Origin of the sequence: Amycolatopsis sp. WAC 04169, from assembly GCF_003947535.1 — a bacterium.
GTDB lineage: Bacteria > Actinomycetota > Actinomycetes > Mycobacteriales > Pseudonocardiaceae > Amycolatopsis > Amycolatopsis keratiniphila.
On the sequence record NZ_QHJI01000007.1, the window covers coordinates 191,599 to 217,061 of the forward strand.

The window sequence follows — 25,463 nt, forward strand, 5'->3', positions numbered from 1 at the left end:
AACTCATCACTCCGGGTTCGTCCCACGGTGCAGCGCCACGCGCGTGATCGCGTGGTGCTCGACGCCGAGCACCTCGGCCGTCCAGCCGGAGACCACCACGTGGTCGCCCGGCTTCTCCGGGATCCGCCCGAGGATCACGAGGATCAGCCCCGCGATGGTCGCGTACTCCCCCGGCGGCGCGTCGCGCAGTTCGACCCCGACGTCGACGAGGTCGTGCACCGGGAAGGTGCCGGGCAGGACCAGGGAACCGTCCTTGCCGTCGCGCACGGCCAGCACGTCCCGGTCGGTCTCGTCGTAGATCTCGCCGACGATCTCCTCCAGCAGATCCTCCAGCGTGACCATGCCCGCGACGGCGCCGTGCTCGTCGACCACCAGCGCCATCTGCTCCCGTTCGGCCTTGAAACTCCGGAGCGCGTCCGACACCCGCAGCGAATCGGGGAACACCACCGCCGGCCGGACCACTTCGGCCAGGTCTTCGTGGTCGTCGAGCAGGTCACGCAACCGCACGACACCGACGACGTCGTCCAGATGGCCGCCGCGCGCGACCGGCGCCCGGGAATGGCCGGATTCAGCCAGCTGCCTGCGTGCCGAGAGCAGATCCTGTTCGGCGGCCAGGGTCAGCACCGCGCGGCGGGGTACGAGCACCTCCCGCAGCCGTCGTTCGTGGATCTCCAAGGCACCGTTGATGATCATGCGCTGCTCGGCGTTCAGGCCGCGCTGCGCCGACACCAGTTCCCGGAGCTCCTCGGGCGACATCTGGTCCGGATCGGCTTCCGGTCGCCCGCCCAGCGCCCGTACGACGAAGTTCGTCGACACGCTCAGCGCCCACACCACGGGCCGCGAGATCGCCGACAAGAGGTTCAGCGGGCGCGCCACCAGCAACGCCCACCGCAGCGCGTTCTGCATCGCCAGCCGCTTCGGCGCCAGTTCGCCGAGCACCAGGGTCAGGAACGTAAGGACCATCGTCACCAGCGCGACGGCCACCGCCCCGGCCGCGTTGCCGAGGAAACCCAGCAGCGGCACCAGGGGTTGCGCGAGCGACACCGCCGCCGTCGCCGAGGCGAGGAACCCGGCGAGCGTGATGCCGATCTGGATCGTCGCCAGGAACCGATTCGGGTCGCGTGCCAGCCGCACCAGCGTGCGGGCGGCGGCGCGGCCGTCCCGTTCCAACGCCCGCAGCTGTCCTTCACGCAGCGAGATCAGCGCCATCTCGCTGCCCGCGAACACCGCGTTGAGCACCACCAGCACCGCGACCAGCGCGATGTCGAACCCGTAGCCGCCCACAAGCACTCCCCGGCCCGCCCGAAGTGCAGAACATTACCGAGCGCGAAGCGGGATCGCAGATATCGGAGCCGCTCGCTACTGACACGTCGTTCCGCTACCTTCGAAGGAAGACGCACGGACGGAGTCCTGATGTTCGCACTGACCTTCCGGCACAAGGCGGAGGCGATCGCCAAACCGGTCACCCGCTGGAGCATCGGCCATGCCATCCCCCGGGTCGCCCTGCGGGCCGCGGCGCGCCGGGGCGACCTTCAGGGCAGGTTGTCCGTCGAGGCGAGCGGCGGGGCGAACCTGACCGGCCTGTTCGACGAGATCCGCTCGCAAGGCGCCATCGCCACCACCCGGGTCGGGCACGTCACCACCCGGCATTCGGCGTGCAAGGAGATCCTGACCAGCGACGCGTTCAAGACCGTGCGGTTCGTCCCGGACAATCCGCTGCTCAACCGGCTCGTCGCCTGGTCATCGTCCGGTCTGATCCATCCGATCGAGCCGCCGTCGCTGCTCGCCAGCGAACCGCCCGACCACACGCGCTACCGGAAGCTGGTCACCCGCGTCTTCACCGCCCGCGCGGTGGAGCAGTTGCGGGAGCGCACGCAGGCGATCACCGACGAGCTGCTCGACGGCCTCGACCCGACGAGCCCGGTCGATCTCATCGAGCAGTACTGCGGGCTCCTGCCGGTCACCGTGATCAGCCAGATCCTCGGCGTCCCGCCGGAGGAACGCGACAAGGTGCTCGCACTGGGCGGGGCCGCGGCGCCGAGCCTGGACCTCGGGCTGCCGTGGCGGACGTTCCGGACGGTGGAGGCGACGCTGGCCGAGTTCGACTCGTGGCTCACCGTGCATCTGGAGAAGCTGCGGGCGAACCCCGGCGACAACCTGCTCAGCAAGCTGATCGCCGCGCGCGAGGACGGCGTGGGCCTGACCGAGCGGGAGCTCAAGGCCACCGCGGGGCTGGTGCTGGCGGCCGGCTTCGAAACCACGGTCAACCTTCTCGGCAACGGAATCGCCCTGCTGACGCGGCATCCGGACGAACTCGCGAAACTGCGGGCGGATCCGGACCTGTGGAGCAACGCCGTCGACGAGGTCCTCCGTTACGACCCGCCCGTTTTGCTCACCGGCAGGCTGGCCGCCCGGGACACCGAGATCGGCGGGACCCCCATCGCCCGCGGGGCGATCGTCAGCACCGTGCTCGCGGGCGCCAACCGGGACCCGGAGATCTTTGACGACCCGGCCGCCTTCGACGTCGGCCGGTCGAACGCGCGGGACCACGTGTCGTTCGGCGCCGGGCGGCACTATTGTCTCGGCGCTTCGCTGGCGAGGATGGAAGGCGAGATCGGGCTGCGGTCGATCTTCGAGCGCTTTCCCGATCTGCGGCTGCTGAGTGGCGGCCGACGGCGGGAGACCCGGATCCTGCGCGGCTTCGAAACGCTTCCGGCCGCGCTCATCTGACTCGTTAGTAGTGGTTCCCCGGTAGGGATGTGGCGGCAGTTGAGCGCAGGTCCGTGAAGGCGTAACTCGCGTGACTGGACGCCGCACTCGCGTGTTCCGCCCCTGATCACGCGAGTTGCGGCTTCGATCACGCGAAATCCGGCTTCAATCACGCGAGATCCGGCTTCGATCACGTCCTCGTGAGTGGTAAAGACGGTTAGAACCGTCCTTACCACTCACGAGAGGCGCCCGAATGTCTTCCGTAGCCCTCTCGGTCCTCGACACCTCCCCCATCGTCGAGGGCTCGACACCGCGCGAAGCCCTGCTCAACACCGTCGACCTCGCGCGGCTCGCCGAAGACCTCGGCTACCACCGTTACTGGGTCCCCGAGCATCACGGCATGCGCGGCGTCGCCAGCTCCGCGCCCGCGGTCCTCATCGCCCACCTCGCGAGCGCCACGACGCGCCTGAGGATCGGCGCCGGCGGGGTCCTGCTGCCGAATCACCCGCCGCTCGTCGTCGCGGAACAGTTCGGGACGCTGGCCGCCCTGCATCCGGGCCGCATCGACCTCGGTCTCGGCCGCGCGCCGGGCGGTTCGAAGGCGGCCTCCGCCGCCATTCGTCCACAAAGGACGAAAGCCTTCGGTGAACAACTCACGGAACTCCAGCATTACCTCCACCCGCCCGAAGACGCCGAGGTGAAGGCGATCCCCGTGCTCGGCGGCAATGTCCCGGCACTCTGGCTGCTCGGTCGGTCCCCCGAAAGCGCGGCGCTCGCCGCCGCGCGCGGACTCAAGTACGCCTTCGCGCATCACCTGGCTCCCGACGCGCCGATCAAGGCCGATCTGGTCAGTGTCTCCGTCATCGCGGCCGAGGACGACGAGCGCGCCGAGTGGCTCGCGGGTTCGACCAGGCTAAAGGTCCTCAGCCGGATCCGCGGCACCCGCATCCGGTTGCCCAGCCCCGAAGAGGCGGCGGCTTTCCCTTACACCGCCGACGATCGCACCGAAATCGCGAAGCGCTCCGACGCCGTGCTCACCGGCAGCCCGGACACGCTCGTCCCGAAACTCCAGCGGATCCTCGACGAGACGAGTTCCGGCGAGATCATGGTGACCACGCCGCTCTACCACCACGCCGACCGCCGTCGCTCCTACGAACTCGTCGCCTCGCTCGCCGGACGGCTCACGGCCGGGCAAGCGGGCATTTTTACCGAACCGGCACGCGAAACCGGTCAGTAACCTCACGCCGGTGAAGACGGACCGCGAAGGCACCGAAGCCCCGGAACTGCCCGCCTTCACCGTCATCGGCTGCCTCTTGGGCTTCTTCATGACGGTACTGGTCCTGATCGGCCCGGCACTGCTCTGGATCAGTACCCACTTCGATCCCGGCGACGACGACCGCCTGGTGGTCGTCGCCATGGGCGCCGTGTTCACCCTCGGCGGCGCCGGCACCGTCGGCTCGCACCTCTGGCAGAACGCCAAGGCCAGGGAGCTCCATCGCGGGCTCGACCGGAAAGGGGTCCGCGCGAACGCCGAAGTCGTGTCCAGCAAGCGGATCTGGGTCGGCGAGGTGAGCACACCCGCCGACGACGTCGACCTCGTCGTCACCGGCCCGGGCGTCGCTCCGTTCAGTGCGCGCGTGCTCACCGAGGACGTCGGCCGCTACGAAACGGGCACGGTGGTACCCGTCGACGTGGACCCGGGAACCCTTCTGTTCCGCCTCGCCGACTGACCTCGCCGCGATCATTGCCCGGCAGCATCGTATCGCTTATCGTATATGAAATTCACCCCCCGATGCTGCGAGGTGACCCCCGTGACCACCGCCACCGCCGACCCGACCACCACCACGGTCGCGCGAGATTTCACCGATTTCCGCACGGTGGTGTCACAATCCTTCGTGCCACTGCACGTGACGAGCGAGCACCGCGACCACTTCCGCGGCCGCATCCGCTCGTGCGGAGCCGACGACGTGCAGCTGACCGAGGTGACCGCGTCGGCGCACGTGGTCGAGCGGACCCCCGAACTCATCGCCAGGGCGGACAGGCACTACTACAAGCTGAGCCTGATCCTGTCCGGCACCGGCCTGCTGGTGCAGGACAACCGTGAGGCGATGCTGCGTCCCGGCGACGTGGCGTTGTACGACACGCACCGGCCGTACACCCTGGCGTTCGAAGAGGATTTCCGCACGCTCGTGGTGATGTTCCCGCAGCGGCTCATCGATCTCCCCCGCGACCTGGTCGGCCAGCTGACCGCGGTGCCGATGTCGGGCAAACGGGGCATGGGCAACGTGGTGGTGCCCTTCCTCGCGCAGCTCGGCAGCAACCTCGACCAGCTCGGCGGGCCGGCGGGCGTCCGGCTCGCGCATACCGCGGTCGACCTGCTCGCCACGCTGTTCGCCAGCGAGCTCGACCTCGCCCGCGCGAGTGCCGGGCCGCATCACGAACTGATGCGCCGCGTCCTCGCCTACATCGACGCCAACCTCTCCTCCACCGACCTCGGACCGGCACAGATCGCCGCCGAGCACTACATCTCGACCCGGCATCTGCACGGCCTCTTCCACGAGCAGGGCACCACCGTCTCGGGCTGGATCCGCACCCGGCGCCTCGAACACTGCCGCCGCGAATTGCTCGACCCCGTGCACACTTCGCGGCCCGTCGCGGCCATCGCGGCGAAGTGGGGTTTCGTCGACGCGCCGCATTTCAGCCGCGTGTTCAAGACGGAATTCGGCTGCTCGCCGAGCGAACTGCGCCGTGGCTTGACCGTGAGCGACCGGTTGTTGCCGCCCAGCGCGTGACGGCTTCCCCTGCCAGGGCGGTCGCCTCGACGATGACCGCATGCCCGAAGCACCCGAGGAACAGTGGCGTACCTATGACGAGTTCGCCGCCGGAATAGCCACCTACCGCCTGCCGAACGCGGACCTGTCGGGACGCGAGCTCACCGTCACCCTCGACGACGGGAAGACGCTCGCGCTGCGGTTCGAAGACGCTGAAACCGTAACCTGCAACGGCATCAAGGATCCGTACGACGCGGTCGCCGTCCGGGAAGACGTCTTCTTCGTCAATCTCCCACACACCAGCGTCGAAGGGGAAGCGCTCACCGTCGTCTTCTCCACGACGACGCATCGCGCGCTCGCCGTACGCTCGGTCATCGGCGCCGAGGATGTCGAAGGCGTTCCCCGTGTCTCCCAGACGTTCTGGTCCGGCACGACCGACGAGGGAACGCCGTCAGGCGAGGTTCCCGGCCCGTCGCGCGACCTGATCGGCAAACGCAACGTCTACCGCTACAGCCCGGAACACCTCTACGAGCACGTGTACGTGTCTTCGCAACGCTATGCCTGGCAATGCCTCGAAGGCGTGCAGCGCGGCCACGGGGACATGGACCTGTCGACGGTCTGGAAGTTCCAGGACGGGCTCTACCTGTTCTGCTTCCGCGAATTCCGCATCGCCGTGGCCAGTGTGTGGCTGCACGACCTCGGCTACGCGCTGAAGACCACCGGCGTCTTCCTCGGCCTGACCGGCGACGGCCGGTCGGAGCACTCCCGCGCGGGCGGGCACATCTACCCACTCGGTGCCGTCGCCTACCCCGACGCCCAACCGGTCTAAGGAGCCTCAGTGTCCAATCTCGACATCATCGCCGCGCACTACGCCGCGAGCGACCGGGGCGATCTGGCGGGCATGCTGGCCCCGCTCGGTCCCGACACCACCTGGACGGAGGCGGCCGGTTTCCCTTACGCCGGCACGTACACCGGTCCGGAAGAGGTGCGGGACAACGTCTTCGGTGCCATCGCGAAGGACTGGGACGGCTACACCTTCACCCTCGGCGACCTTCTCGACGCCGGTGACACGGTGATCGGCCTCGGCACTTACCAGGCCAAGCACCGCGAGACCGGCCGATCGTTCACCGCCCGCGTCGCGCACGTGTGGCGGTTCGACGGCGGCAAGGTGACCTCGTTCGAGCAGATCGTCGACTCGGTGCCCGTGGTCGAAGCCATGGAGAACCGGTGAAACCCGCGCGGCGCCTCGTCGCCCTCGCCTCGGCCGTCCTGCTCGCGACGGCGGGCTGCGCCGGATCCGACAGCGGTGCGAGCGGGCCGATCGTGGTCGGTTCGGTCAACGCGCTGAGCGGCGCGGCGACCTTCCCCGAGGCCTCACAGGCGGCCAAGGCGGTCTTCGACGCGGCCAACGCGAGCGGCGGCGTGAACGGAAGACAGATCCAGTACAAGGCCCTCGACGACAAGGGTGACCCGGCGGCCGCGGCCGCCGCGGCCCGCGAGGTCGTCGGACGGGACGAGGCGGTGGCGCTCGTCGGCTCGTCCAGCCTCATCGAGTGCGAGATCAACAACAAGTACTACGAGCAGCAGAAGATCCTGTCCATGCAGGGCATCGGCGTGGACCCGGCCTGTTTCTCCAGCCCGAACATCGCCCCGGTCAACGTCGGCCCGTACCACGACATGACGCTGACCCTGCTCTACGGCTCGGAAACGCTGAAGCTGAACGACATCTGCGCGCTGCTGGAGATCGCGGGCAACACGCTGCCGTCGTACCAGGCCGCGATCGACGAGTGGTCGGCCATCACCGGCAAGAAGCTCAAGTACCTCGACGCGACCGTGCCCTACGGCGGCTCCGACTACACCTCCTACATCGTCAAGGCGCGCAACGCGGGCTGCAAGGCGATCACGGTGAACCCGGTCGAGCCGGACTCCATCGGGCAGCTGAAGGCCGCCGCGGCGCAGGGCTGGAACGACGTCACGTGGCTGCTGCTCACCAGCGTCTACAGCGAGAACTACGCCAAGGCCATCACCAACGCCGGTGCCGGGGTGTACGTGCCCGCCGAGTTCTACCCGTTCACCGACGCGACCAGCCCGCAGAACAAGGACTGGCGCGAGCTGATGACCAAGAACAACATCCCGCTCACCTCGTTCAGCCAGGGCGGTTACCTGGCGGCGAAGTACTTCCTCGACGTCGTCCGCGGCATCCAGGGCGACATCACGCGTGAATCGGTGACCAAGGCGCTGCGCCAGATGAAGCCGATCACCGATCCGATGGTCGGCACGCCGTACGTCTTCGGCCCCGGCCAGACGCACCACGACAACACCGCGGGCTGGCCGATCAAGCTCGCCTCCGGCACCAACAAATGGGAGCTCGTCGCGAACGACTGGCTGCGGATTCCGAAGAAGTAACGGGAGGATTCGATGCTGCAGGGAGCGCTGGCAGGCCTGGCCGCCGGCGGACTGTACGCGGTGCTGGCGGTATGCCTGACGCTGATGTCACGCCTGGTGCGGGTGGTGAACTTCGCCCAGTCGGCCACCGGGATGTTCGGTTGCTACGTGGCGGTGTTCCTGTCCGTCGATCTGGGCCTGCCGATGTGGCTCGCCACCGTCGCGGGGATCGTGCTCGGCGGGCTGCTCAGCGCGCTGCTCGGCTGGATCGTGTCCACCTGGCTCGCCGAGGCGGACACCGGCACCCGCTCGGCGGTCACCGTCGCGGTGCTGCTCCTGCTGATCTCGTTGTCGTTCATCCTGTTCGGCAACAAACCGCAGCCGTTCCACCCGATCCTGGACGGTCCGGCGGTCACCGTCGGCGGGGTGGTGATCAGCCAGGTCACCGTGGTCACCGTCGCGCTGGCGATCCTGGTGGCGGTGGCCAGCCGGATCGTGCTGAGCCGGACCCCGGCGGGGGTCCAGCTCAGGGCGCTGTCAGAACGCCCGACCACCGCGGAGTTGCTGGGCATCCCGGCGAAACGGCTCAGCGTCGCGGTCTGGGCGGTCACCGGGGTGGTCAGCACGCTGGTCATCTCGATCGTGGCGCCGTCGCAGTCCAACGACGCGACGTCGCTGGCGATGCTGGTGGTCCCGGCGGCCGCGGCGGCCCTGCTCGGCGGACTCGGCCGTCTCGACCTCGCGGTCGGGGGCGGCCTCGGCCTCGGCCTGATCCAGGGCGCGGCCGCGCAGGTCGACGGCCTTTCGGTGGTGCGGTACTTCCTGCCGTTCGCAGTGATCGTCGCGCTGCTGCTGTGGTCGCAGCGCAAGGAGGTGTGGGATGCGGCTCGCTGAACGCGGGATCCCGTTCGCGGTGGCCATCGTGGCGATCGCGGCCGGGTACGGCCTGAGCGCCGGGCTCGACGGGTACTTCGTCTACCTCGGCATGAGCGCCGTCGTCGCCGGGATCTCGTTGCTCGGGCTGGGCGTGGTCACCGGCAGCGCGGGCATGATCTCCCTGTGCCAGCTGACCTTCGGCGCCGTCGGCGCCTGGACGGTGTCGGCGCTGAACGAGGCGCAGGCGCCCGGCGGGTTCCTCACCTGGCTGGTGCTGGGCGGTCTCGCCGCCGGGCTGGTCGGGGTGCTCGTCGGGCTCCCGGCGTTGCGGCTGCGCGGGATCAACCTCGCCGTCGTCACGCTGGGCCTCGCCGCGGCGGTGGACCTCGCGCTCGTCCAGTTGCAGTTCCCCGGTGTCTCCGCCGGGATCTCGGTCGAACGGCCGGACGCCTTCTCCGACGACCGGTCGTATTTCCAGCTCGCCGTGGTGGTGCTGGTGCTGTGCTGCCTCGCCGTGTACTTCCTGCGCCGCGGGCGCTGGGGCAGCGCCTGGCAGGCGGTGGCGTTCTCCGAACGCGGCACGGCGGCCGCCGGCACGAGCGTGCGGACGTCGAAGCTGACCGCGTTCGCCGTGAGCGCCACCCTCGGCGGGATCAGCGGCGGCCTGCTCACCGGTCAGGTCGGGGTCGCCTTCCCGGCCAGTTTCACCGCGATCCAGTCGCTGGCGTTGTACGTGCTGGCGATCATGTCGGGCGCGCATCTGATCGACATGGCCGTGTTCGGCGCGATCCTGTGGGTCGGCGTGCCGGAACTGCTCAAACGCTGGGGAATCCCGCAGGACTGGGGTTTCGTGGTGTTCGGCGTGCTCGGGGTGCAGGCGCTGGCCGGCGGCGGGAACCTGGGCACCACGGTGCGGCAGGTCTGGTACCGAAGGTCCAAGAAGGAACCTGCGAAACTCGACCTCGCCATCGGTGCGAGCGACGTCGAACCGGTCTCCCCTGGTCCACCGGTGCTCACCGTCCGCGGCCTGAGCGTGAACTTCGGGCACGTGGCCGCACTGTCCTCAGTGGACATCTCGGTTCCGGAGCACGGCGTGCTCGGGGTCATCGGGCCGAACGGCGCGGGCAAGTCGACGCTGGTCGACGCGATCAGCGGATTCCTGCCCAACGCCGAGGGCGCCGTCGAACTCGGTGGCCGCCCGCTGACCGGATCGCCGTCGAACCGGGCCCGCGCCGGGTTGCGCCGGACGTTCCAGCAGGACCGCGTCCCGCCAGGGCTGACGGTCGGCGCGTACCTGAAGTTCCTCGCCAGGCGGCGCCTCACCGCCGACGAGATCGGCGATGCCCTGGACTTCTTCGGCTGCCCCGCCGCCCGCACCCCACTGTCGCAAGTGGACGTCGGTGCGCGCAGGCTGGTCGAGGTCGTCGGGCATCTGCTGGCCCGGCCGCGGGTCCTGCTCCTCGACGAGCCCGCCGCGGGCCTTCCGCACGAGGAGCACGTCGCGTTCGGGGAACGGCTGCGGCAGGTTCCCGCGCGGTTCGGGGTTTCGGTCCTGCTCATCGAGCACGATCTGGACCTGGTGCGCTCGGTCTGCGACACGATCACCGTCCTCGACTTCGGCCGGGTGCTGGCTTCCGGCCCGCAGGCCGAAGTGCTCGCCGATCCCGCCGTGCTCAAGGCGTACATGGGTGAAACGGAGATGCTGTGAACGCTTTGCGGATAGCGGGGCTGACGGTCACCCGCGGGGCGGGGCCGGTGATCCGCGACGTCGACCTGACCTTGGAACCGGGACGGATCACGGCCCTCGTCGGCCCCAACGGTGCCGGGAAGACCAGCCTGCTGGAGGCCGTCTCCGGCGTGGTGCCCGCCGCTTCGGGGACCGTCCACATCGGAGCCGACGAGATCACGAAACAGTCGAGGGTGGCTCGCGCACGGCGGGGTCTGGCGCATATCGAACAGGGTCGCGCGGTGTTCGGCGGCCTGACGGTGCTGGAGAACCTGATGCTGACCGCGCGCACCCGCGCGCGGGCCGACGAACTGTTCGAGGCGTTCCCCGAGCTGGAGAAACGCCGCGACTCGCCGGCCGCGTTGCTCAGCGGGGGCGAGCAGCAGATGGTGGTGCTGGCGCGGGCGTTCGCCGCGCGGCCGTCGTTCCTGCTGATCGACGAGATGTCGCTGGGCCTCGCGCCCGTGGTGTTCACCCGGCTGCTGCCGATGGTGACCCGGTTCGCCGAGGAGGGCGCGGCGATCCTGCTGGTCGAGCAGTTCACGCATCTGGCCCTCGGCGTGGCGAGCGACGCTGTGGTGGTTTCTTCGGGGCGGGTCACGTATGCGGGCTCGGCGCAGGGCTTGCTGGACTCGCCCGGCACCCTGCATTCGGCCTACCTCGGGGAATCCTGACCGTTCGTAAGTCCGTGAAGGCCTCCTTGAGGGACTCTGGGTCCCTCAAGGAGACCTTCACGGACAGCCGAACTCGCCCTTCGCGGCTGTCCGGATGTCATGAAAGGGGCGTTCAGGACACATTTCGTCCTGAACGCCCCTTTCATGACATCCGGTACCGGGCGATCACGCTCCCTAGGTCCGTGAAGGCCTCCTTCCCTACCCTCAAGGTAGTGAAGGAGGCCTTCACGGACTTCACACACGCAACGTCGCTAAGAACCCATCCCCGCCCGTTCGAACGCCAGCGTCGGCAGATCCACCGCGTGCGCGCCGCCGTCCGCCACGATCACCGCACCGGTGATGTACGACGACTCCGAAGACCCCAGGAACCGCACGATCGACGCGATCTCCTCCGGTTCGGCGGGACGCCGCAGCGGGACCTCGGCGGTCACGCGCCGGTAGCCCTCGTCGTGGCCGCCGTCGAAGCCCGCGGCCTCGGCGAACTGGTCCATCTCGCCGTCCGCCATCGGCGTGCGCACCCAGCCGGGGCAGACCGCGTTCGCGCGGACGCCCTTCGGCCCGTAGTCGCGGGCGATCGAACGCGTCAGCCCGATCAGCGCGTGCTTCGCGACGGTGTAGCCGGCGACGTTCGGCCCGGCGAACAGCCCGGCCAGCGACGACACGACGACGACCTGGCCGCCGGTTTCGATCAGCGACGGCAGCGTGGCCCGGCAGAACACGAACGCGCTCGACAGGTTCGAGCGCAGCGCCAGTTCCCATTCCTCGTCACCGGTGTCGACTACCGAGGACAGCCCGTGCCCACCGGCGTTGGCCACCACGACGTCCAGCCTGCCGAATTTGCCGACGATCTCCGCCACGGCGTTCTCGGCGGCTTCGCGATCGCTGGCGTCACACGAGATGACGTGCGCGCCGGTTTCGGCGGCCACCTTCTCCAGCGGCTCGAGCCGCCGTCCGAGCACCACCACCTGGGCACCCTCGTCGGCGTACCGGCGGGCGACCGCGGCACCGATTCCGGTACCGCCACCCGTGATCGCGACAACCTTCTTCACTTGCGGAGTCCTTTCTAAGCGGGAAAACCGGAGCGGGCCGAGACGCCGAAATCGGCGAGCACGGCCTGGCCGTTGACCGCCCGCGAACGCGCGGACGCGAGATGGAGCACCTGCCAGGCGACCTCTTCCGGAGCCTGCACCGGAAACGCGGGATCGTCGAGCACCTCGCCGAGATCGCCGCGCGCCATCGGGGTGTCGACCACCGACGGGCAGACGCAGTTCACCCGGACGCCGGGGAGATCGACCGCGAGTGCCCTGGTCATCGCGACCACGGCGCCTTTCGAAGCGCAGTACGGGACCATGCCGGGCGCGCTGGTGAACGCCGAGTCGCTGGCCAGCAGTACCACCGAGCCACCCGACGCGGTGAGCCAGGGCGCGGCGTGTTTGACCAGCAGGAACTGGCCGGTCACATTGACCGCCATGAGCGCGGCGAACTCCGCCGCGGCGGTTTCGGTGACCGGCGTCCCCACCGGACCGGAGATCCCGGCGCAGCCGACCACGACGTCGAGCCCGCCGAAGCGGCTCACGACGGTGTCGATCGCGGCGGCCACCGACGGCTCGTCGGTCACGTCGGCCTCGAGCGCCAGGAGACCGTCGGCCAGCGTGGGCACGGGTGCGCGATCGAGGGCGCCGACCCGCGCGCCCTCGGCGAGGAAGGCCTGGACGCAGGCAAGGCCGATACCGGATGCCGCGCCGGTCACCAGCACGGCCTTGCCCGCGAGCTCCAGTCCCATGACGTCATCCTCCGGTCCGGACCTTTCACGGAGCTTGGCCGTCAGTGCATCCTTCTTGTCCGCAGCCGCATGACGGCCTTTTCAGCCGGAGCCGGACCGGCAAGACTGCGAAACATGACCAGGCCGCATCCACTCGACCCGCTGACCGCCGACGAACTCACCGCAGGCCGAGCGATCCTGACCGCCGAAGGCCTGCTCACCGCCACCACCCGGTTCCCGGCCGTGCTGCCGGTGGAGCCGGAGAAGGGCGACGCCGCCCCCGACCGCCGCGTCCGGTACACGCTGCTGGACACCGCGACCGGCGAGGCCCGCGACGTGGTCGTTTCGCTGGCGAAACGCGAAGTGGTCTCCACCGAGGACTGCGGCCCGGGCCAGCCCGCGTACCTGTTCGAGGAGTACGACCTCGCCGCGTCGATCACCAAGGCGTCACCCGAATGGCAGGCCGCGATGGAGCGGCGCGGCCTCGGCGACCGGATCGGGCACGCCTTCTGCGCTCCCCTGGCGCCCGGGTTCTTCGGCAGGCCGGACGAGACCGGCCGGGTCATCCGCTCGCTGACGTTCCTGCGTGACGACGAGTCCGACAGCCCGTGGGCGCATCCCGTCGAGGGCCTGATCGTCCACATCGACCTGACCGAGCAGCGCGTCATCCGCGTCGAGGACGAGGGCGACGTCCCCGTGCCGCCGGAGCACGGCCGCTACGACGGCGTCCAGGCCCGCACCACGCTCAAGCCGATCGAGATCACCCAGCCGGAGGGTCCGAGCTTCACCGTCGACGGCAACGAGGTCACCTGGGAGGGTTGGAAGCTCCGCGTCGGCTTCAACGCCCGCGAGGGTCTGACGCTGCACCAGGTCGGCTTCCAGGACCGGTCGGTGCTGCATCGCGCGTCGGTACCGGAGATGGTGGTGCCCTACGGCGACACCGCGCCAGGCCGGTTCTGGATCAGCTACTTCGACGCGGGCGAGTACCTGCTCGGCAAGAACGCGAACGACCTGCGGCTGGGCTGCGACTGCCTCGGTGTCATCCACTACTTCCCCGCGTTCGTCGCCGACGACCACGGCCACCCGGTCGAGATCCCGCGCGCGATCTGCATGCACGAGGAGGACTACGGCATCCTCTGGAAGCACACGGATCTCGACGGCCGCGCCGAGGTCCGCCGATCGCGGCGGCTGGTGATCTCGTCGATCTCCACCATCGGCAACTACGACTACGGCTTCTTCTGGTACCTCTACCTCGACGGCACCGTGGAACTGGAGGCGAAGGCCACCGGCATCGTGTTCGCCGGCGCCGCGCATCCGGGCACGGATCACCCGCATGCCAACGAGATCGCCCCCGGTCTGTTCGCGCCGGTGCACCAGCACCTGTTCTGCGCGCGGCTCGACGTGGCGATCGACGGCGAACGCAACTCGCTCGTCGAGGTCGACGTCGAACGCGTCCCCATGGGTGAGCGGAACCCGTACGGGAACGCGTTCACCTGGAAGGAAACCCCGCTGCGGACCGAACAGGAGGCCCAGCGGTTCGCGGATCCGGCCAAGGCTCGCGTCTGGGAGATCCGCAGCGCGGAGCGCACCAACCGCCTCGGCTCCCCCACGGCGTACCAGCTCGTGCCGCGGCCTTCCGCGACGCTGATGGCGCAGCCGGAATCGACCGTCCACCAGCGGGCGACGTTCGCCACCCGCCATCTGTGGGCGACGCCGTACCGCGCGGACGAACGCTTCCCGGCGGGCGACCGCCCGAACGCGCATCCCGGTGGCGCGGGGCTGCCCGACTGGACCGCCGCCGACCGCGACCTCACCGACACCGATCTCGTGCTGTGGCACGTGTTCGGCCCGACCCATATCCCCCGTCCGGAGGACTGGCCGGTCATGCCGGTCGACTACTCCGGTTTTTCCTTGCGCCCCTACGGCTTCTTGGACCGAAACCCGGCCCTCGACCTGCCTTCTGGCGCCTCCGATGAGCACTGTTCCGCCCACGAGCACTAGGACTCTTTCCATGCCCGAACTGACCCTGTCCGACACGTCCACCTGGCTGCCGCTGGACGGACTCGCCCCCGGCTTCGACGCGAACAAGGCGCCCACGGTCGGCGACCTGCACGGCCGTACCTTCGAACTCGCCTGTGAAGACGGCACGACGTTCACCGCCGCCTTCTCCGGCACCCGGATCGACTGGACCTACCACGGCAAGGGCACCGACCGCTGCGAGACGTTTCTGGTCGACGACGACCTGTACTACGTCCAGTTCCACCCGCAGGCCAGGCAGGACGAGGCGTTCACGCTGCTGCTGGACCTGCGCCGCGGCCGGGCGCTGCTGGTGCTGAGCAAGATCGGCGACACCTCGCCCCGGGTCACGCAGTCTTTCGTGGCGGCCACGATCGGCGGCATCGAGCCTGCCGGGGAACCGCTCGCCCCGACCACGTCGCTGGTCGGACGCCGGGTGCTGTGGGTGTACAGCACGGAGCACGCGTACGAGCACGTGTACCTCAGCCCGCATTGGTACACGTGGCAGTGCCTGGCCGGGCCGGAGCGGGGGCTCGCGGACACCGACGAGAACTCGGTCTACGAGCTGCGGCCGGGTATCTACGTCTTCGCCTGGCGGGAGAAGGTGATCCCGTGCGCCTCGGTGACCGTCGCCGACCACCGGGACGCGAAGCGGCTGCGGTCGCACGGTGTCCTTTTCGGACTGGACGCCAGCGGGAGCACCCCCACCCACTTCACCTTCGGCGCGCACGGCAAGCTGCTCAGCACCACCGTGCACCCCGAGGCGTACGACCCGGCCGGGAGCTGAGCCTTGACCGCCGACATCGTCCTCACCAACGCCACGGTGTACACAGTGGACGGTCACCGCCCCTGGGCGTCGTCACTGGCGATCAAGGACGGCAAGGTGCTGTCGCTGGAGGACATCGAGCGCGGGCCGAGCACCGAGGTCGTCGACCTCGGCGGCGCGTTCGTGATGCCCGGCCTGGTCGACGTGCACAACCATCACGCCCTGGCCGGGCGCGCGGCGCTGTTCGAGCTGAACTTCGGCCTCGACGCGGGCCTGGACGACATCCTCGCCGCGGTCCGCGAGCGGGCCGCGGGGCTCGGACCGGACGAGTGGGTGGTCGGCGGCGCCTGGGCGTCCACCCTGGTCGGCACCCTTTCGCGGGTTTCGGCCCGGCACGCGCTCGACGAGGCCGCCGGCGGGCGTCCGGTCATGCTTTCGGACGACAGCAGGCACAACCGCTGGGTGAGCAGCCGGGCCCTGGAGCTCGCGGGGGTCACCGCCTCGACGCCTGATCCGGCGGGCGGCGAGATCGTCCGGGATCCCGCCACCGGGGAACCCGTCGGGGTTCTGCTCGAAGCGGCGGGCGTCGCCGTCGAACGGGCGCTCAGCGAGACACGGACGCTCACCGCGGAGCAGCATGTGGCGGCGTCGCGGCACGGGATCGGCACCCTGCATTCGTACGGGGTCACCGCGTTCCAGGACGCCGGGGTCTCCGCGGACATCCTGGGCGCGCTCAAAGCGCTCGACGACGCCGGTGATCTGCACGCATGGGTCGTCTCGTCGCTGTTGATCAACGACCCGATCTTCGGTTTCGATCCGATCGGGGCACCGTTGCTGGAGGTCGCCGGGCAGTACCGGAGCGAGCACCACCAGCCGGACTTCGTGAAGATCTTCCTCGACGGGGTGCCACCGACGCGGACAGCCGCCTTCCTGGAGCCGTACCTGCCGGACGCCGCGCACGGAGCCTGCCACCACGGTGCCACCACCATGCCGGGTGACGAACTCGTGGGCTGGCTGCGCACGGCGGCCGCGGCGGGGTTGTCGGCCAAGGTGCACTGCACCGGGGACGCGTCGGTGCGCGCGACGCTCGACGCCGTCGAGAAGGTGCGTGCCGAAGGCTTCGCCGACGCGCGTTTCCAGGTCGCGCACGGCCAGTTCGTGCATCCCGACGATCTGCCGCGCTTCGCAGCACTCGGTGTCGCCGCGGACATCTCGCCGTTCCTGTGGGTCCCCGGTGTCATCCCGGCGGCCATCGCCGAGGTGCTGCCCGGCGAGCGGGCCGGGCGGATGCAGCCGAACCGGTCGCTGCTGGACGAGGGCGCGCTGGTGGCCGGCGGTTCCGACTGGCCGGTCAGCGAGTCGCCGAACGCGTGGGAAGGCATCCACGGCCTGGTCACGCGCCAGGATCCGACCGGCACGTTCCCCGGCGCGCTGTGGCCGGAGCAGGCGATCACCCTGGCCGAGGCGATCGAGGTCTTCACCCTGGCCGCCGCCCGCGCGATGGGGCTGGGCGACGTCACCGGCTCGCTGGCCCCTGGGAAGTCGGCGGATTTCGTCGTACTGGACCGCGATCCGTTCGAGACCGATCCGTCCGCGCTCGTCAAGACGAACGTGACGCAAACGTGGTTCGCCGGGCACCGCGTGTATCACCGGGCCTGATCTCCTACACTGGTAGAAGAACCAGTGCGGGAGGTCTGCCGATGCCGAAGATCATCGACCACGACGAGCGGCGCAGCCACATCGTCGACGTCACCTGGGATTTGATCACCCAGGGCGGGATCGAGGCCGCCACCATGCGCGAGATCGCGGCGGCCGCCGGCTTCGCCAACGGCGCGCTCAAGCTGTACTTCCCGAGCAAGGAAGACATCATCCAGGCCACCTACGAACGCGCGCTCGGCATGATGCGCGAGTACGTGGAGCTGGACGAGCTGCGCGGGCTGACCGCGCTCCGCGAGCTGTGCGTCTCGTCGATGCCCATCGACGAGGACCGCATCGCCGCGGGGCGCGTCCTGCTCACTTTCTGGCAGCTGTCGCTGACCAACCCGAAGCTGCAGGACAAGTACCTCGAGCACATCCGCTCGTGGCGGGGTCTGCTGCACCGGTATCTCACCGAGGGCCGCGAGGACGGCGACATCGTCACCGAAACGCCCGACGAGCAGCTGGTCGACGAGGTCGTGCTGATCAACGCCGGGGCGAACGTGATGAGCCTGGTCGCCGGCGAGTTCTCGACGATCGCCCTGCAGCGGCAACACCTGGAGTCCTTCTTCGCCCGCCTGACCCGCCCCTGACACCACGTACTACCGCATTTCGTCCTCTGAATGCGGTAGTACGTGGTGCGAACGGCAGCATTCAGAGGACTAAACGCGGGGGTCGAAGGTCCGGGTCAGGAAGCTCGCCACATGCCGGTGCGAGCGCGGCGAAGCGGGAAGATCCGTGTACAGACCGTAGAAACCGTGGATCTGGCCCGAGTAGCGCGTCATCTCCACCTGGGTCCCGGCATCGGTCAGGCGCCGCGCGAACTCCTCGCCCTCGTCCCGCAGGACGTCGTACTCGGCCGTGAGCACCAGCGCCGGCGGGAGCCGGGTCAGGTCCTCGGAGCGCAACGGCAGCAGGTACGGATCGTTCAGCTGAGCCGGATCCGACACGTACTGCTCGAAGAAGAACCGCATCGCCCCCGCGGTCATGCCGAAGCCCTCGGCGAAGTCCACATAGGACCGGAACCCGTCGTCCGGGTGACCGAAGACCGGGCAGATCAGCACCTGCGCGGCCACCGGCGGGCCGCCCCGGTCACGGGACATCATCGACACCACCGTCGACAGGTTGCCGCCCGCGCTTTCGCCGCCGATGGCGATCCGCGCCCCGTCCACCGCCGGACCGGCACCGCCCGCGGCGAGCCATTCGACGACGGCGTAGCAGTCGTCCGGGGCCGCCGGGTACGGATGCTCGGGCGCGAGCCGGTAGTCGACCGCCACGACGGCGACCCCGGCCGCGTTGCACACCGCCCGCGACGCGACCTCGTTCTCGTCGATCGATCCGATCGTCCAGCCCCCGCCGTGGATCCAGACGAAGGCGGGCACCGGCGCCGTGGCCTCCGGCAGGTAGATCCGCACCCGCACGCCAGAAGGCAGCACGTGGTCGCTCACCGAAGCGACCTCTTCGACCGAATCGGGACGTCGCCACGAAGCGGCGAACGCGGCACGCAGCTCGGGAGCCGTCAGCGGCCCGGCCGGAGCCTCCGAGGGAGCGCTACGGGCCAGCAGTTCCTTGACCGCGGGATCGAGGGTCACGGTCACACCGCTTCCGCGACGAGCACCCGCGGGCTGCCCGGCAGCGCGAGCCGGCCGGTGACCCGCCAGCCGGCATCGTCCAGCCAGCCGCGGACTTCGGCCTCCGGGTAGACGACCGTCCCGTCGATCACCAGGTACTCCCCCGCGTGCAGCGCGTCGATCGGCCGCTGGACGGCGTCGTCGTCGAGGAAGAAGTCGAGCAGCAGCAACGTCGCCCCCGGCGCGGCGGCGGCGCGCGCGTTGCGCAGGATCCCGGCGTTCTGCTCCGCGTCGAAACGGTGGACGACGTGGTTGACCATCACCAGGTCGAACTCGCCCTCGGGACGCGCGGTGGGCGTCTCCGCCCCGACGACGGTCGCGCGGTCCGCGAGCCCGGCTTCGGCCGCCGCGGTGGTGACCGACTCGGTGAAGCCCGGATCGAAGACGAACGTGGTGTGCAGTTCGTCGTTGGTCTTCATGGCTTCAACGGCGAATGCGCTGGAGAGGCCGCCGAGGTCCAGCGCCTTGCGGTGGGAGCCGAAATCGTAGGCGCCGGCCAGCATCTTGGCGTGCAGGGCGTTATACGTCATGACGCCCGCCATGAACGTGCCCCAGCGCGCGTCGTCCATCTCCAGCTTGCCCGGCTCGCCGCTGTCGGCCGTGTGGCCGAACTGCAGCCAATGCGGGTAGCTGATCGAGTCCAGGAACGTGAGGAACGGCGCCAGATCGAGCTCTCCGCCCCCGAGGTACTCCGCGGCGTCTTCGGCCAGTGCGTAGCGTCCGTCCACACGGGACAGCAGGCCGAGTGATGACATGGCGTCACCGAGGATGCGGGTGATCTTCTCCGGCTTGCCGGTCTTCTCCGCCAGTTCCGCGGCGGTCAAGGGCCCGCCGGCGAGCGCGGTGAACAGGCCGATCCGGCTCGCCGCGAAGAGTTGCTTGGCCGCCATGTAGCCCACGGCGATGTCCACGATCCGCTCGGGACCGGCAGTCTTGGTCGACCCGCTCACGGGTGCCCTCCTTAGCTCGTTTCCGCCGAGAGTCTACAGCTGTAGACAAAAGAATCCAGTGCAAGTTTTCGCCCACCACCAGGAAAAACCCGCCGGATATCAACTTCCTACATTCGTAGAATATACCCATTGACAGCGCACTCCCCCGGTGTCAACATGCGTAGAACTACCCCCGCCGGAGGTCCGTTCCCCGGCAGTGCGGTCCGCTCCGGGCGGGCTCGGGAAAGGGGATTCATGACCCTGCTCGAATTACGAGAACTCACCGTCGGTGTCATCGCCGACGAAACCGAACGCGAACTGGTGCGCGAACTTTCGTTCGACCTCGACCAAGGCCGGACACTCTGCGTGGTCGGCGAATCCGGCAGCGGTAAAACGGTGACGGCCTTGTCGATCATCCGGTTACTGGAGTTCGTCGCGCCGGTGTTCACTCGCGGCGAGATCAGCGTCGACGGCGTGGATCTCACGCGGCTTTCCGCCGACGAGATGCGCGCGTACCGCGGTCCGCGGATCGGCATGATCTTCCAGGAGGCGCTGGATTCGCTCAATCCCAGCCAACGGGTCGGCAAGCAGCTGATCGAGGCCTACCGGAAGCCCGGCTCCCTGCCGCGTCAAGCCGCGCGCAAGGGCACGCCGTTGCACCGCGAGGCCGAGGCGAAGGCACGCGGCCTCTTGAAGGAGGTCGGCCTCACCGACACCGACCGCGTGCTTTCCCTGTATCCGCACCAGATGTCGGGCGGCATGCAGCAGCGCGTGATGATCGCGCTCGCCCTGATGGCCGACCCGAGCCTGCTGATCGCCGACGAGCCGACCACCGCACTGGACGTGACCACGCAGGCGGAGATCCTCACCCTGTTCGACCGCGTCCGCCGCGACCACGGCACCGCGTGCGTCTTCATCACGCACGACATGGGCGTGGCCGCGCAGGTGGCGGACCGGATCGCGGTGATGTACCGGGGCGAACTGGTCGAGCTCGGGTCCACAGAGGACATTTTGCACTCGCCGAAGCATCCGTACACCAAGGCGTTGCTCGACTGCGTCCCGCAGCTCGGGGTGAGCAGGCGCGACGGCTTCCCCACGATCTCCGAGGCACTGCTCGAAGCCGCGATGAACGGCGAATCGGCGGTCGCGACCGAAACCAGGTCGTTGAGCCGTCCGCAGACCAGGGAGACGAACGAGGGCACCGCGCTCGTCATCGACTCGGTGTCCAAAGTGTACGGACGGCGTGGCCGGTTCTCGCTGAGCCGCGAGCCCGAGGTGCACGCGGTCAAGGACGTCTCGCTGGAGATCGCGCCGGGCGAGTTCTTCGGCCTGGTCGGGGAATCCGGTTCGGGCAAGACCACGCTCGGCCGCCTGGTGAGCGCGCTGGAAGACCCGACCGAAGGCAGCATCTCCTTCGGTGAGCACCGGTGCACGCCGTCCGGTCTCGAAGGCGACGAGCGCGCGTTCCGCCGCCGCGCGCAACTCATCTTCCAGGATCCGCAGAGCTCACTCGATCCCCGGCACACCGCCGCCAGGATCATCGCCGAGCCGCTGCGGGAGCTCACCGGACTCCGCGGCGCGGAACTCGACCGCCGCGTCACCGAACTGATCGACGAGGTCGGGCTTCCCGCCGACACCGCGAAGAAACTGCCCTCGCAGCTTTCCGGCGGACAGCGGCAGCGCGTCTCGATCGCCCGCGCGATCGCGGCCGAACCCGACCTCATCGTCGCCGACGAGCCGACCTCCGCGCTCGACGTCTCGGTGCAGGGCCAGGTGATGAACCTGTTGCTGGACCTGCGGCGCACCCGCGCGCTCAGCTTCCTGTTCATCACGCACAACCTCAGCCTGGTGCTGTCGGTCGCCGACCGGGTCGGCGTGATGTACCGGGGAGAGCTGATCGAGATCGGCGGACCGGACGAGATCCGGCTCCGCCCCCGGCACGAGTACACCCGCCGTCTCCTCGCGGCGAATCCCGAACTGCCCGCCCACCCCCACACTGGAGTGCGGAACCCATGAGACGAACCCTGACCTCGGCCGCCCTCGGCCTGGCGACCGTCCTGCTGCTCGGCTCGTGTATGGGAGGGCAGGCCGGTGGTGGTGCCGCGGACGGGCCCCCGAAGCCCGGCGGCAACCTGAACGTGGCCGTGCCCACCGACCCGCAGTCGCTCGACATGGTCGCGAACCCCGGCCAGGTGACCGCGCATATCGGCAACATGATGTACGAGAAGCTGTTCGAGGTGGATCGCGGTTTCACCGCCCGGCCCATGCTGGTCGAGGACTACACCACCAGCCCGGACCGCCTCACCTACACCTTCAAGCTCCGCCAGGGCGTCACCTTCCACGACGGCAACCCGCTGACGTCCGAGGACGTCGTCGCGAGCCTGAAGCGGTGGCAGCAGGTACATCGCACCGGTCAGCTGGTCACACCGGACATCGACGCGATCACCCCGACCGATCCGGCGACGGTGACCATCAAGCTCAAGAAGCCGCGCTACCCGCTGATCAACGAACTCGCCGGCGCGGGCACGGAGATCTACGAGGCGAAGAACCTCAGCGGTGTCGCGCCGACCGGGTTCGCCCAGGACAAGGCGATCGGGACCGGGCCGTACAAGCTGAAGAGCTGGGACATCGGCCGTGAACTGGTGCTGGAGCGGTACACCGGTTACAAGTCGCGGTCCGAGGAGGACTGGGGCGGGCAGGCGGGCGCCAAGCACGCGTACCTGGACACCGTGACCTACAAGGTGGTCTCCGACCAGGACGCGCTGATCAACGGCCTCCAGACCGGGCAGTGGGACCACATCATGCCCACGAACGACCAGTACGAACCGCTGCGCAACAACCCGGCCGTGGTCGTGCACAACCTGCCCGGCGGCAACGACAACGTGGTGATCCCGAACTTCAACACCGGTTCCAAGTTCGCCGACCCCCGTGCCCGCGAGGCGCTGAACCTGCTGCTGGACAAGCCCGCGATCAACGCGGCCACCGGCGGCAGCAAGGACCTCACCCTCGAGACGGGCGCCTTCGCCTCTCCGGACAACAAGCAGTTCTATTCCACCGCGGGCGAAGAGGTCTACAAGGCGCACGACCCGGAGAAGGCCAAGCAACTGCTGGCCGCGGCGGGCATCAACGCCGGCGCGACCATCCGCATCGTCACCACGAATTCGTACCCGGAGTTCGGCAAGTGGGCCGTGCTGATCCAGGACAGCCTGTCGAAGATCGGCATCAATACCAAGATCGACACCTTCGACTTCGCCACCATGCTCGGCACGCTGACCAAGGAACCGGGCGGCTGGGACATCACCACCCTGTTCTTCGACTCGGCGCTGACCTCGCCCGCGCAGATGCCCGCGCTCACCCTGGGCACGCTGAACGGTTCGACCTCGCCCGAGCTGGACGGGCTCATGGCGGAGTTCAACGCCTCGACCACTCCTGAGCAGGCGAAGGCGGTGGTGGACAAGCTGCAGGCGTTCACCTGGAAGCAGCTTTCGGTGATCACGCTGAGCCAGTCCAAGCTGTACGCGGCCTACTCCCCCAAGCTCAAGGGTTACGGCGACTTCTACCGCGTCTTCTGGAACACCTGGCTGGCGTCATGACCGGTCTGCTGCTGCGCAGGCTGCGCGATCTGCTGATCATCCTCGTGATCGTCGGGACGATGATGTTCTTCGTCATCCGGCTGATCCCGGGCGACCCGGCGCAGGCCATCCTCGGCCCGACCGCGCGACCGTCCGATGTGGACGCCCTGCGGGAGAGCATGGGGCTGAACGGGCCCTTGTGGGAGCAGTACCTCACGTGGGCCGGGAACGTGCTGCACGGCGACTTCGGCACCTCGATCACCTACCACGCGCCGGTGCTCGGCGTGGTCGCCGACCACATCCTGCCGACGCTGACGCTCGCCGTGCTCTCGACCGTGATCAGCTTCTTCCTCTCGGTCGCGATCACCTCGTGGCAGGCGGTGTCGCCGCGCAACCCGGTGGCGCGGGCGCTGGACCGGCTGTCCGCGCTCGGCATGGCGATGCCGGACTTCTGGATCTCGCTGATGCTCGTGCTCGTGTTCTCGGTGACGCTGCGCTGGTTCCCCTCCAGCGGCTACGAGAATCTGTTCACCGATCCGGCGACGGCGGTGCCCGCGCTGGTGCTGCCGCTGACCGTGCTGGTCATCGGGCAGACCGCGTTGTTCGTGCTCACCCTGCGGGAAAGCCTGCTCGGTGAGCTGCCGCTGGCGTATCTGCGCACCGCGCGGGTCAAAGGGCTCTCGGAGCGGCAGGTGATGACCAAACACGTCCTGCCGAACGCACTGATGCCGCTGATCACCCAGCTGGGCAGCAACTTCGCCATGCTGGTCGGCGGGATCGTGATCATCGAGTCCATCTTCGTCGTGCCGGGGCTCGGCCACCTGCTGATGGGCGCGGTGTCCACCCGGGACTTCCCGCTGATCCAGGGTGTGACGCTGTTCGTCGCGGTGCTGTTCGTGCTGGTCAACCTGCTGGTGGACCTGTCGTACGCGCTGCTCGACCCGAAGGTGCGTGTCTCGTGAGCGTCGCTCTCGTGGAAAAGACGTCGCCGGTGCGTGAGAAGCCGTCGTCCGGCCGCGCGGCCAAGGTGTTCCGCCGCAACCGGATGCTGGTGATCACCACGGCCATCCTGGCGGTGATCGTCCTGGCCGTGATCGTGCTGCCGTTCTTCCTGCCGAGCGTCAGCGCGACCGACCCGGTGAACCGGCTGCTGCCACCGTCGGCCGCGCATCCCCTCGGCACGGACTCGTTCGGCCGCGACGTGCTCGCCCGGCTCGTGTCCGGCGGCCGCGCGTCGCTCGGGTTGTCCGCCCTGATCACCCTGTGCGCGGCCTTCACCGGCCTGGTGATCGGGCTGATCAGCGGGTTCTTCCGGGCGGCCGACGCGGTGCTGATGCGGGTGATGGACGCCTGGATGTCGTTCCCGGCGATCATCCTCGCGATGGCGCTGGCGATCTCGCTGGGCGCGAGCATCTGGACCGAGCTGATCGCGCTGACGGTGATCTTCACGCCGTTCACCGCCCGCGTCATCCGCAGCCGGGTACTCGGCATCGCCGGCCGCGCCTACATCGGCGCGGCGCGGGTTTCGGGAATGAGCCGGTGGAAGATCCTCGTCGTGCACGTGTTCCCGAACGTGCTGCCGCTCGCGCTGGTGCAGGTGGTGATCCTGTCCGCGGCGGCGATGCTGGTGGACGGGGCGATGAGCTTCCTCGGTCTCGGTATCGCTCCCCCGACCCCGACCTGGGGCAACATGATCGCCGAAGGCCGGTCTTACCTGGTGCAGGCGCCGTGGCTGGTGATCGTGCCCGGCGTGACGATCATGGTGTGCGTCTTCCTGCTGAATCTCATCGGATCGTCGCTGCGGATCGCCGTCGACGCCCGCGCGCGGACGCTGAGCGAGATGCAGCGCCTGCGCACCCGCCGCCCCTCCGGCAGCTGAGAAAGGATCCCGTTGTCTGCCACTACTTCCTTGGCCGTGCGCCGATTCGCCCCCGAAACCGTCTCGGGACCG

General features: G+C 69.1%; 23 protein-coding genes. 18 read left to right on the top strand and 5 right to left on the bottom strand.

Features of this window, described 5'->3' with window-relative positions:
* Positions 1–6 precede the first annotated feature (6 nt).
* Positions 7–1,284 carry a hemolysin family protein gene (locus DMC61_RS20225; RefSeq protein ID WP_125690612.1) on the bottom strand — a complete coding sequence of 426 codons (1,278 nt, stop codon included), beginning with the start codon at positions 1,282–1,284 and terminating at the stop codon, positions 7–9.
* A gap of 129 nt (positions 1,285–1,413) precedes the next feature.
* Between DMC61_RS20225 and DMC61_RS20230 the strand changes: the two genes are divergently transcribed.
* From DMC61_RS20230 to DMC61_RS20275, 10 genes are all read left to right on the top strand, one after another.
* On the top strand, positions 1,414–2,730 hold the full coding sequence (locus DMC61_RS20230) for a cytochrome P450 (protein ID WP_125690613.1): 1,317 nt from the start codon (positions 1,414–1,416) through the stop codon (positions 2,728–2,730).
* 232 nt (positions 2,731–2,962) lie between these two features.
* Positions 2,963–3,946, top strand: a complete 984-nt coding sequence (locus DMC61_RS20235) for an LLM class flavin-dependent oxidoreductase (RefSeq protein WP_125690614.1) — start codon at positions 2,963–2,965, stop codon at positions 3,944–3,946.
* A 10-nt stretch (positions 3,947–3,956) separates the two neighbouring features.
* Positions 3,957–4,439, top strand: coding sequence for a hypothetical protein (locus tag DMC61_RS20240; RefSeq protein ID WP_063275286.1), 483 nt, complete (start codon positions 3,957–3,959; stop codon positions 4,437–4,439).
* Positions 4,440–4,520: 81 nt separating this feature from the next.
* Positions 4,521–5,501 (top strand): helix-turn-helix domain-containing protein, encoded by a 981-nt coding sequence (locus DMC61_RS20245; RefSeq protein WP_016333944.1) that lies wholly within the window; start codon positions 4,521–4,523, stop codon positions 5,499–5,501.
* Positions 5,502–5,541: 40 nt separating this feature from the next.
* Positions 5,542–6,309, top strand: a complete 768-nt coding sequence (locus DMC61_RS20250) for a MoaF C-terminal domain-containing protein (protein WP_125690615.1) — start codon at positions 5,542–5,544, stop codon at positions 6,307–6,309.
* Positions 6,310–6,318: 9 nt separating this feature from the next.
* Positions 6,319–6,711, top strand: a complete 393-nt coding sequence (locus DMC61_RS20255) for a nuclear transport factor 2 family protein (protein WP_016333942.1) — start codon at positions 6,319–6,321, stop codon at positions 6,709–6,711.
* Positions 6,708–7,886, top strand: coding sequence for an ABC transporter substrate-binding protein (locus DMC61_RS20260; protein WP_125690616.1), 1,179 nt, complete (start codon positions 6,708–6,710; stop codon positions 7,884–7,886). Before DMC61_RS20255 ends, DMC61_RS20260 begins: the two co-directional genes overlap by 4 nt.
* 12 nt (positions 7,887–7,898) lie before the next feature.
* Positions 7,899–8,759: a branched-chain amino acid ABC transporter permease gene (locus tag DMC61_RS20265; protein WP_125690617.1), complete on the top strand. Its 861-nt coding sequence runs from the start codon at positions 7,899–7,901 to the stop codon at positions 8,757–8,759.
* Entirely contained in the window at positions 8,746–10,449 is a 1,704-nt protein-coding gene (locus tag DMC61_RS20270; protein ID WP_125690618.1) for an ATP-binding cassette domain-containing protein, read from the top strand. Before DMC61_RS20265 ends, DMC61_RS20270 begins: the two co-directional genes overlap by 14 nt.
* On the top strand, positions 10,446–11,141 hold the full coding sequence (locus tag DMC61_RS20275) for an ABC transporter ATP-binding protein (RefSeq protein WP_125690619.1): 696 nt from the start codon (positions 10,446–10,448) through the stop codon (positions 11,139–11,141). The genes DMC61_RS20270 and DMC61_RS20275 overlap by 4 nt, the downstream gene beginning before the upstream one ends.
* 251 nt (positions 11,142–11,392) lie before the next feature.
* Here the strand turns inward: DMC61_RS20275 and DMC61_RS20280 are convergent, their stop codons facing one another.
* Together DMC61_RS20280 and DMC61_RS20285 are read right to left on the bottom strand one after the other, a co-directional pair.
* Positions 11,393–12,190 (bottom strand): SDR family NAD(P)-dependent oxidoreductase, encoded by a 798-nt coding sequence (locus DMC61_RS20280; RefSeq protein WP_063275290.1) that lies wholly within the window; start codon positions 12,188–12,190, stop codon positions 11,393–11,395.
* A gap of 14 nt (positions 12,191–12,204) precedes the next feature.
* Complete coding sequence (locus tag DMC61_RS20285) at positions 12,205–12,924, bottom strand: SDR family NAD(P)-dependent oxidoreductase (RefSeq protein WP_125690620.1); 720 nt, start codon at positions 12,922–12,924, stop codon at positions 12,205–12,207.
* A 114-nt stretch (positions 12,925–13,038) separates the two neighbouring features.
* On the opposite strand from DMC61_RS20285, the gene DMC61_RS20290 reads away from it, so the two are divergent.
* Genes DMC61_RS20290 through DMC61_RS20305 form a run of 4 tightly spaced genes read left to right on the top strand, consistent with a single transcriptional unit; the run spans position 13,039 to position 17,973 of the window.
* Positions 13,039–14,904, top strand: a complete 1,866-nt coding sequence (locus DMC61_RS20290) for a primary-amine oxidase (protein ID WP_125690621.1) — start codon at positions 13,039–13,041, stop codon at positions 14,902–14,904.
* 10 nt (positions 14,905–14,914) lie between these two features.
* A complete protein-coding gene (locus DMC61_RS20295) occupies positions 14,915–15,706 on the top strand; it encodes a molybdenum cofactor biosynthesis F family protein (protein ID WP_016333934.1) in 792 nt (263 codons plus the stop codon).
* A gap of 3 nt (positions 15,707–15,709) precedes the next feature.
* Positions 15,710–17,344 carry an amidohydrolase gene (locus DMC61_RS20300; protein WP_125690622.1) on the top strand — a complete coding sequence of 545 codons (1,635 nt, stop codon included), beginning with the start codon at positions 15,710–15,712 and terminating at the stop codon, positions 17,342–17,344.
* Between the two features lie 41 nt (positions 17,345–17,385).
* On the top strand, positions 17,386–17,973 hold the full coding sequence (locus DMC61_RS20305) for a TetR/AcrR family transcriptional regulator (protein WP_016333932.1): 588 nt from the start codon (positions 17,386–17,388) through the stop codon (positions 17,971–17,973).
* A 69-nt stretch (positions 17,974–18,042) separates the two neighbouring features.
* On the opposite strand, the gene DMC61_RS20310 is transcribed toward DMC61_RS20305, so the two are convergent.
* Both DMC61_RS20310 and DMC61_RS20315 read right to left on the bottom strand, forming a co-directional pair.
* Positions 18,043–18,978: an alpha/beta hydrolase gene (locus tag DMC61_RS20310; RefSeq protein ID WP_125690623.1), complete on the bottom strand. Its 936-nt coding sequence runs from the start codon at positions 18,976–18,978 to the stop codon at positions 18,043–18,045.
* Positions 18,975–19,961, bottom strand: coding sequence for a methyltransferase dimerization domain-containing protein (locus DMC61_RS20315; protein ID WP_125690624.1), 987 nt, complete (start codon positions 19,959–19,961; stop codon positions 18,975–18,977). Before DMC61_RS20315 ends, DMC61_RS20310 begins: the two co-directional genes overlap by 4 nt.
* Before the next feature lie 234 nt (positions 19,962–20,195).
* Here DMC61_RS20315 and DMC61_RS20320 point away from each other — a divergent pair, with 234 nt between their 5' ends.
* From DMC61_RS20320 to DMC61_RS20335, 4 genes are read left to right on the top strand one after another with little or no spacing between them, the layout of a single operon-like run.
* Complete coding sequence (locus DMC61_RS20320; RefSeq protein ID WP_125690625.1) at positions 20,196–21,956, top strand: ABC transporter ATP-binding protein; 1,761 nt, start codon at positions 20,196–20,198, stop codon at positions 21,954–21,956.
* Positions 21,953–23,533: an ABC transporter substrate-binding protein gene (locus DMC61_RS20325; RefSeq protein ID WP_125690626.1), complete on the top strand. Its 1,581-nt coding sequence runs from the start codon at positions 21,953–21,955 to the stop codon at positions 23,531–23,533. The genes DMC61_RS20320 and DMC61_RS20325 overlap by 4 nt, the downstream gene beginning before the upstream one ends.
* On the top strand, positions 23,530–24,474 hold the full coding sequence (locus DMC61_RS20330; RefSeq protein ID WP_016333927.1) for an ABC transporter permease: 945 nt from the start codon (positions 23,530–23,532) through the stop codon (positions 24,472–24,474). Before DMC61_RS20325 ends, DMC61_RS20330 begins: the two co-directional genes overlap by 4 nt.
* On the top strand, positions 24,471–25,391 hold the full coding sequence (locus DMC61_RS20335) for an ABC transporter permease (RefSeq protein ID WP_073842623.1): 921 nt from the start codon (positions 24,471–24,473) through the stop codon (positions 25,389–25,391). The genes DMC61_RS20330 and DMC61_RS20335 overlap by 4 nt, the downstream gene beginning before the upstream one ends.
* Positions 25,392–25,463: the final 72 nt, after the last annotated feature.

Bases quoted from the DNA above. Each gene is read 5' to 3' on its own strand.
- DMC61_RS20230 (WP_125690613.1), top strand. From the start codon at position 1,414: ATGTTCGCACTGACCTTCCGGCACAAGGCGGAGGCGATCGCCAAACCG.
- DMC61_RS20235 (WP_125690614.1), top strand. From the start codon at position 2,963: ATGTCTTCCGTAGCCCTCTCGGTCCTCGACACCTCCCCCATCGTCGAG.
- DMC61_RS20250 (WP_125690615.1), top strand. From the start codon at position 5,542: ATGCCCGAAGCACCCGAGGAACAGTGGCGTACCTATGACGAGTTCGCC.
- DMC61_RS20265 (WP_125690617.1), top strand. From the start codon at position 7,899: ATGCTGCAGGGAGCGCTGGCAGGCCTGGCCGCCGGCGGACTGTACGCG.
- DMC61_RS20270 (WP_125690618.1), top strand. From the start codon at position 8,746: ATGCGGCTCGCTGAACGCGGGATCCCGTTCGCGGTGGCCATCGTGGCG.
- DMC61_RS20285 (WP_125690620.1), bottom strand. From the start codon at position 12,924: ATGGGACTGGAGCTCGCGGGCAAGGCCGTGCTGGTGACCGGCGCGGCA.
- DMC61_RS20290 (WP_125690621.1), top strand. From the start codon at position 13,039: ATGACCAGGCCGCATCCACTCGACCCGCTGACCGCCGACGAACTCACC.
- DMC61_RS20295 (WP_016333934.1), top strand. From the start codon at position 14,915: ATGCCCGAACTGACCCTGTCCGACACGTCCACCTGGCTGCCGCTGGAC.
- DMC61_RS20305 (WP_016333932.1), top strand. From the start codon at position 17,386: ATGCCGAAGATCATCGACCACGACGAGCGGCGCAGCCACATCGTCGAC.
- DMC61_RS20320 (WP_125690625.1), top strand. From the start codon at position 20,196: ATGACCCTGCTCGAATTACGAGAACTCACCGTCGGTGTCATCGCCGAC.
- DMC61_RS20325 (WP_125690626.1), top strand. From the start codon at position 21,953: ATGAGACGAACCCTGACCTCGGCCGCCCTCGGCCTGGCGACCGTCCTG.
- DMC61_RS20330 (WP_016333927.1), top strand. From the start codon at position 23,530: ATGACCGGTCTGCTGCTGCGCAGGCTGCGCGATCTGCTGATCATCCTC.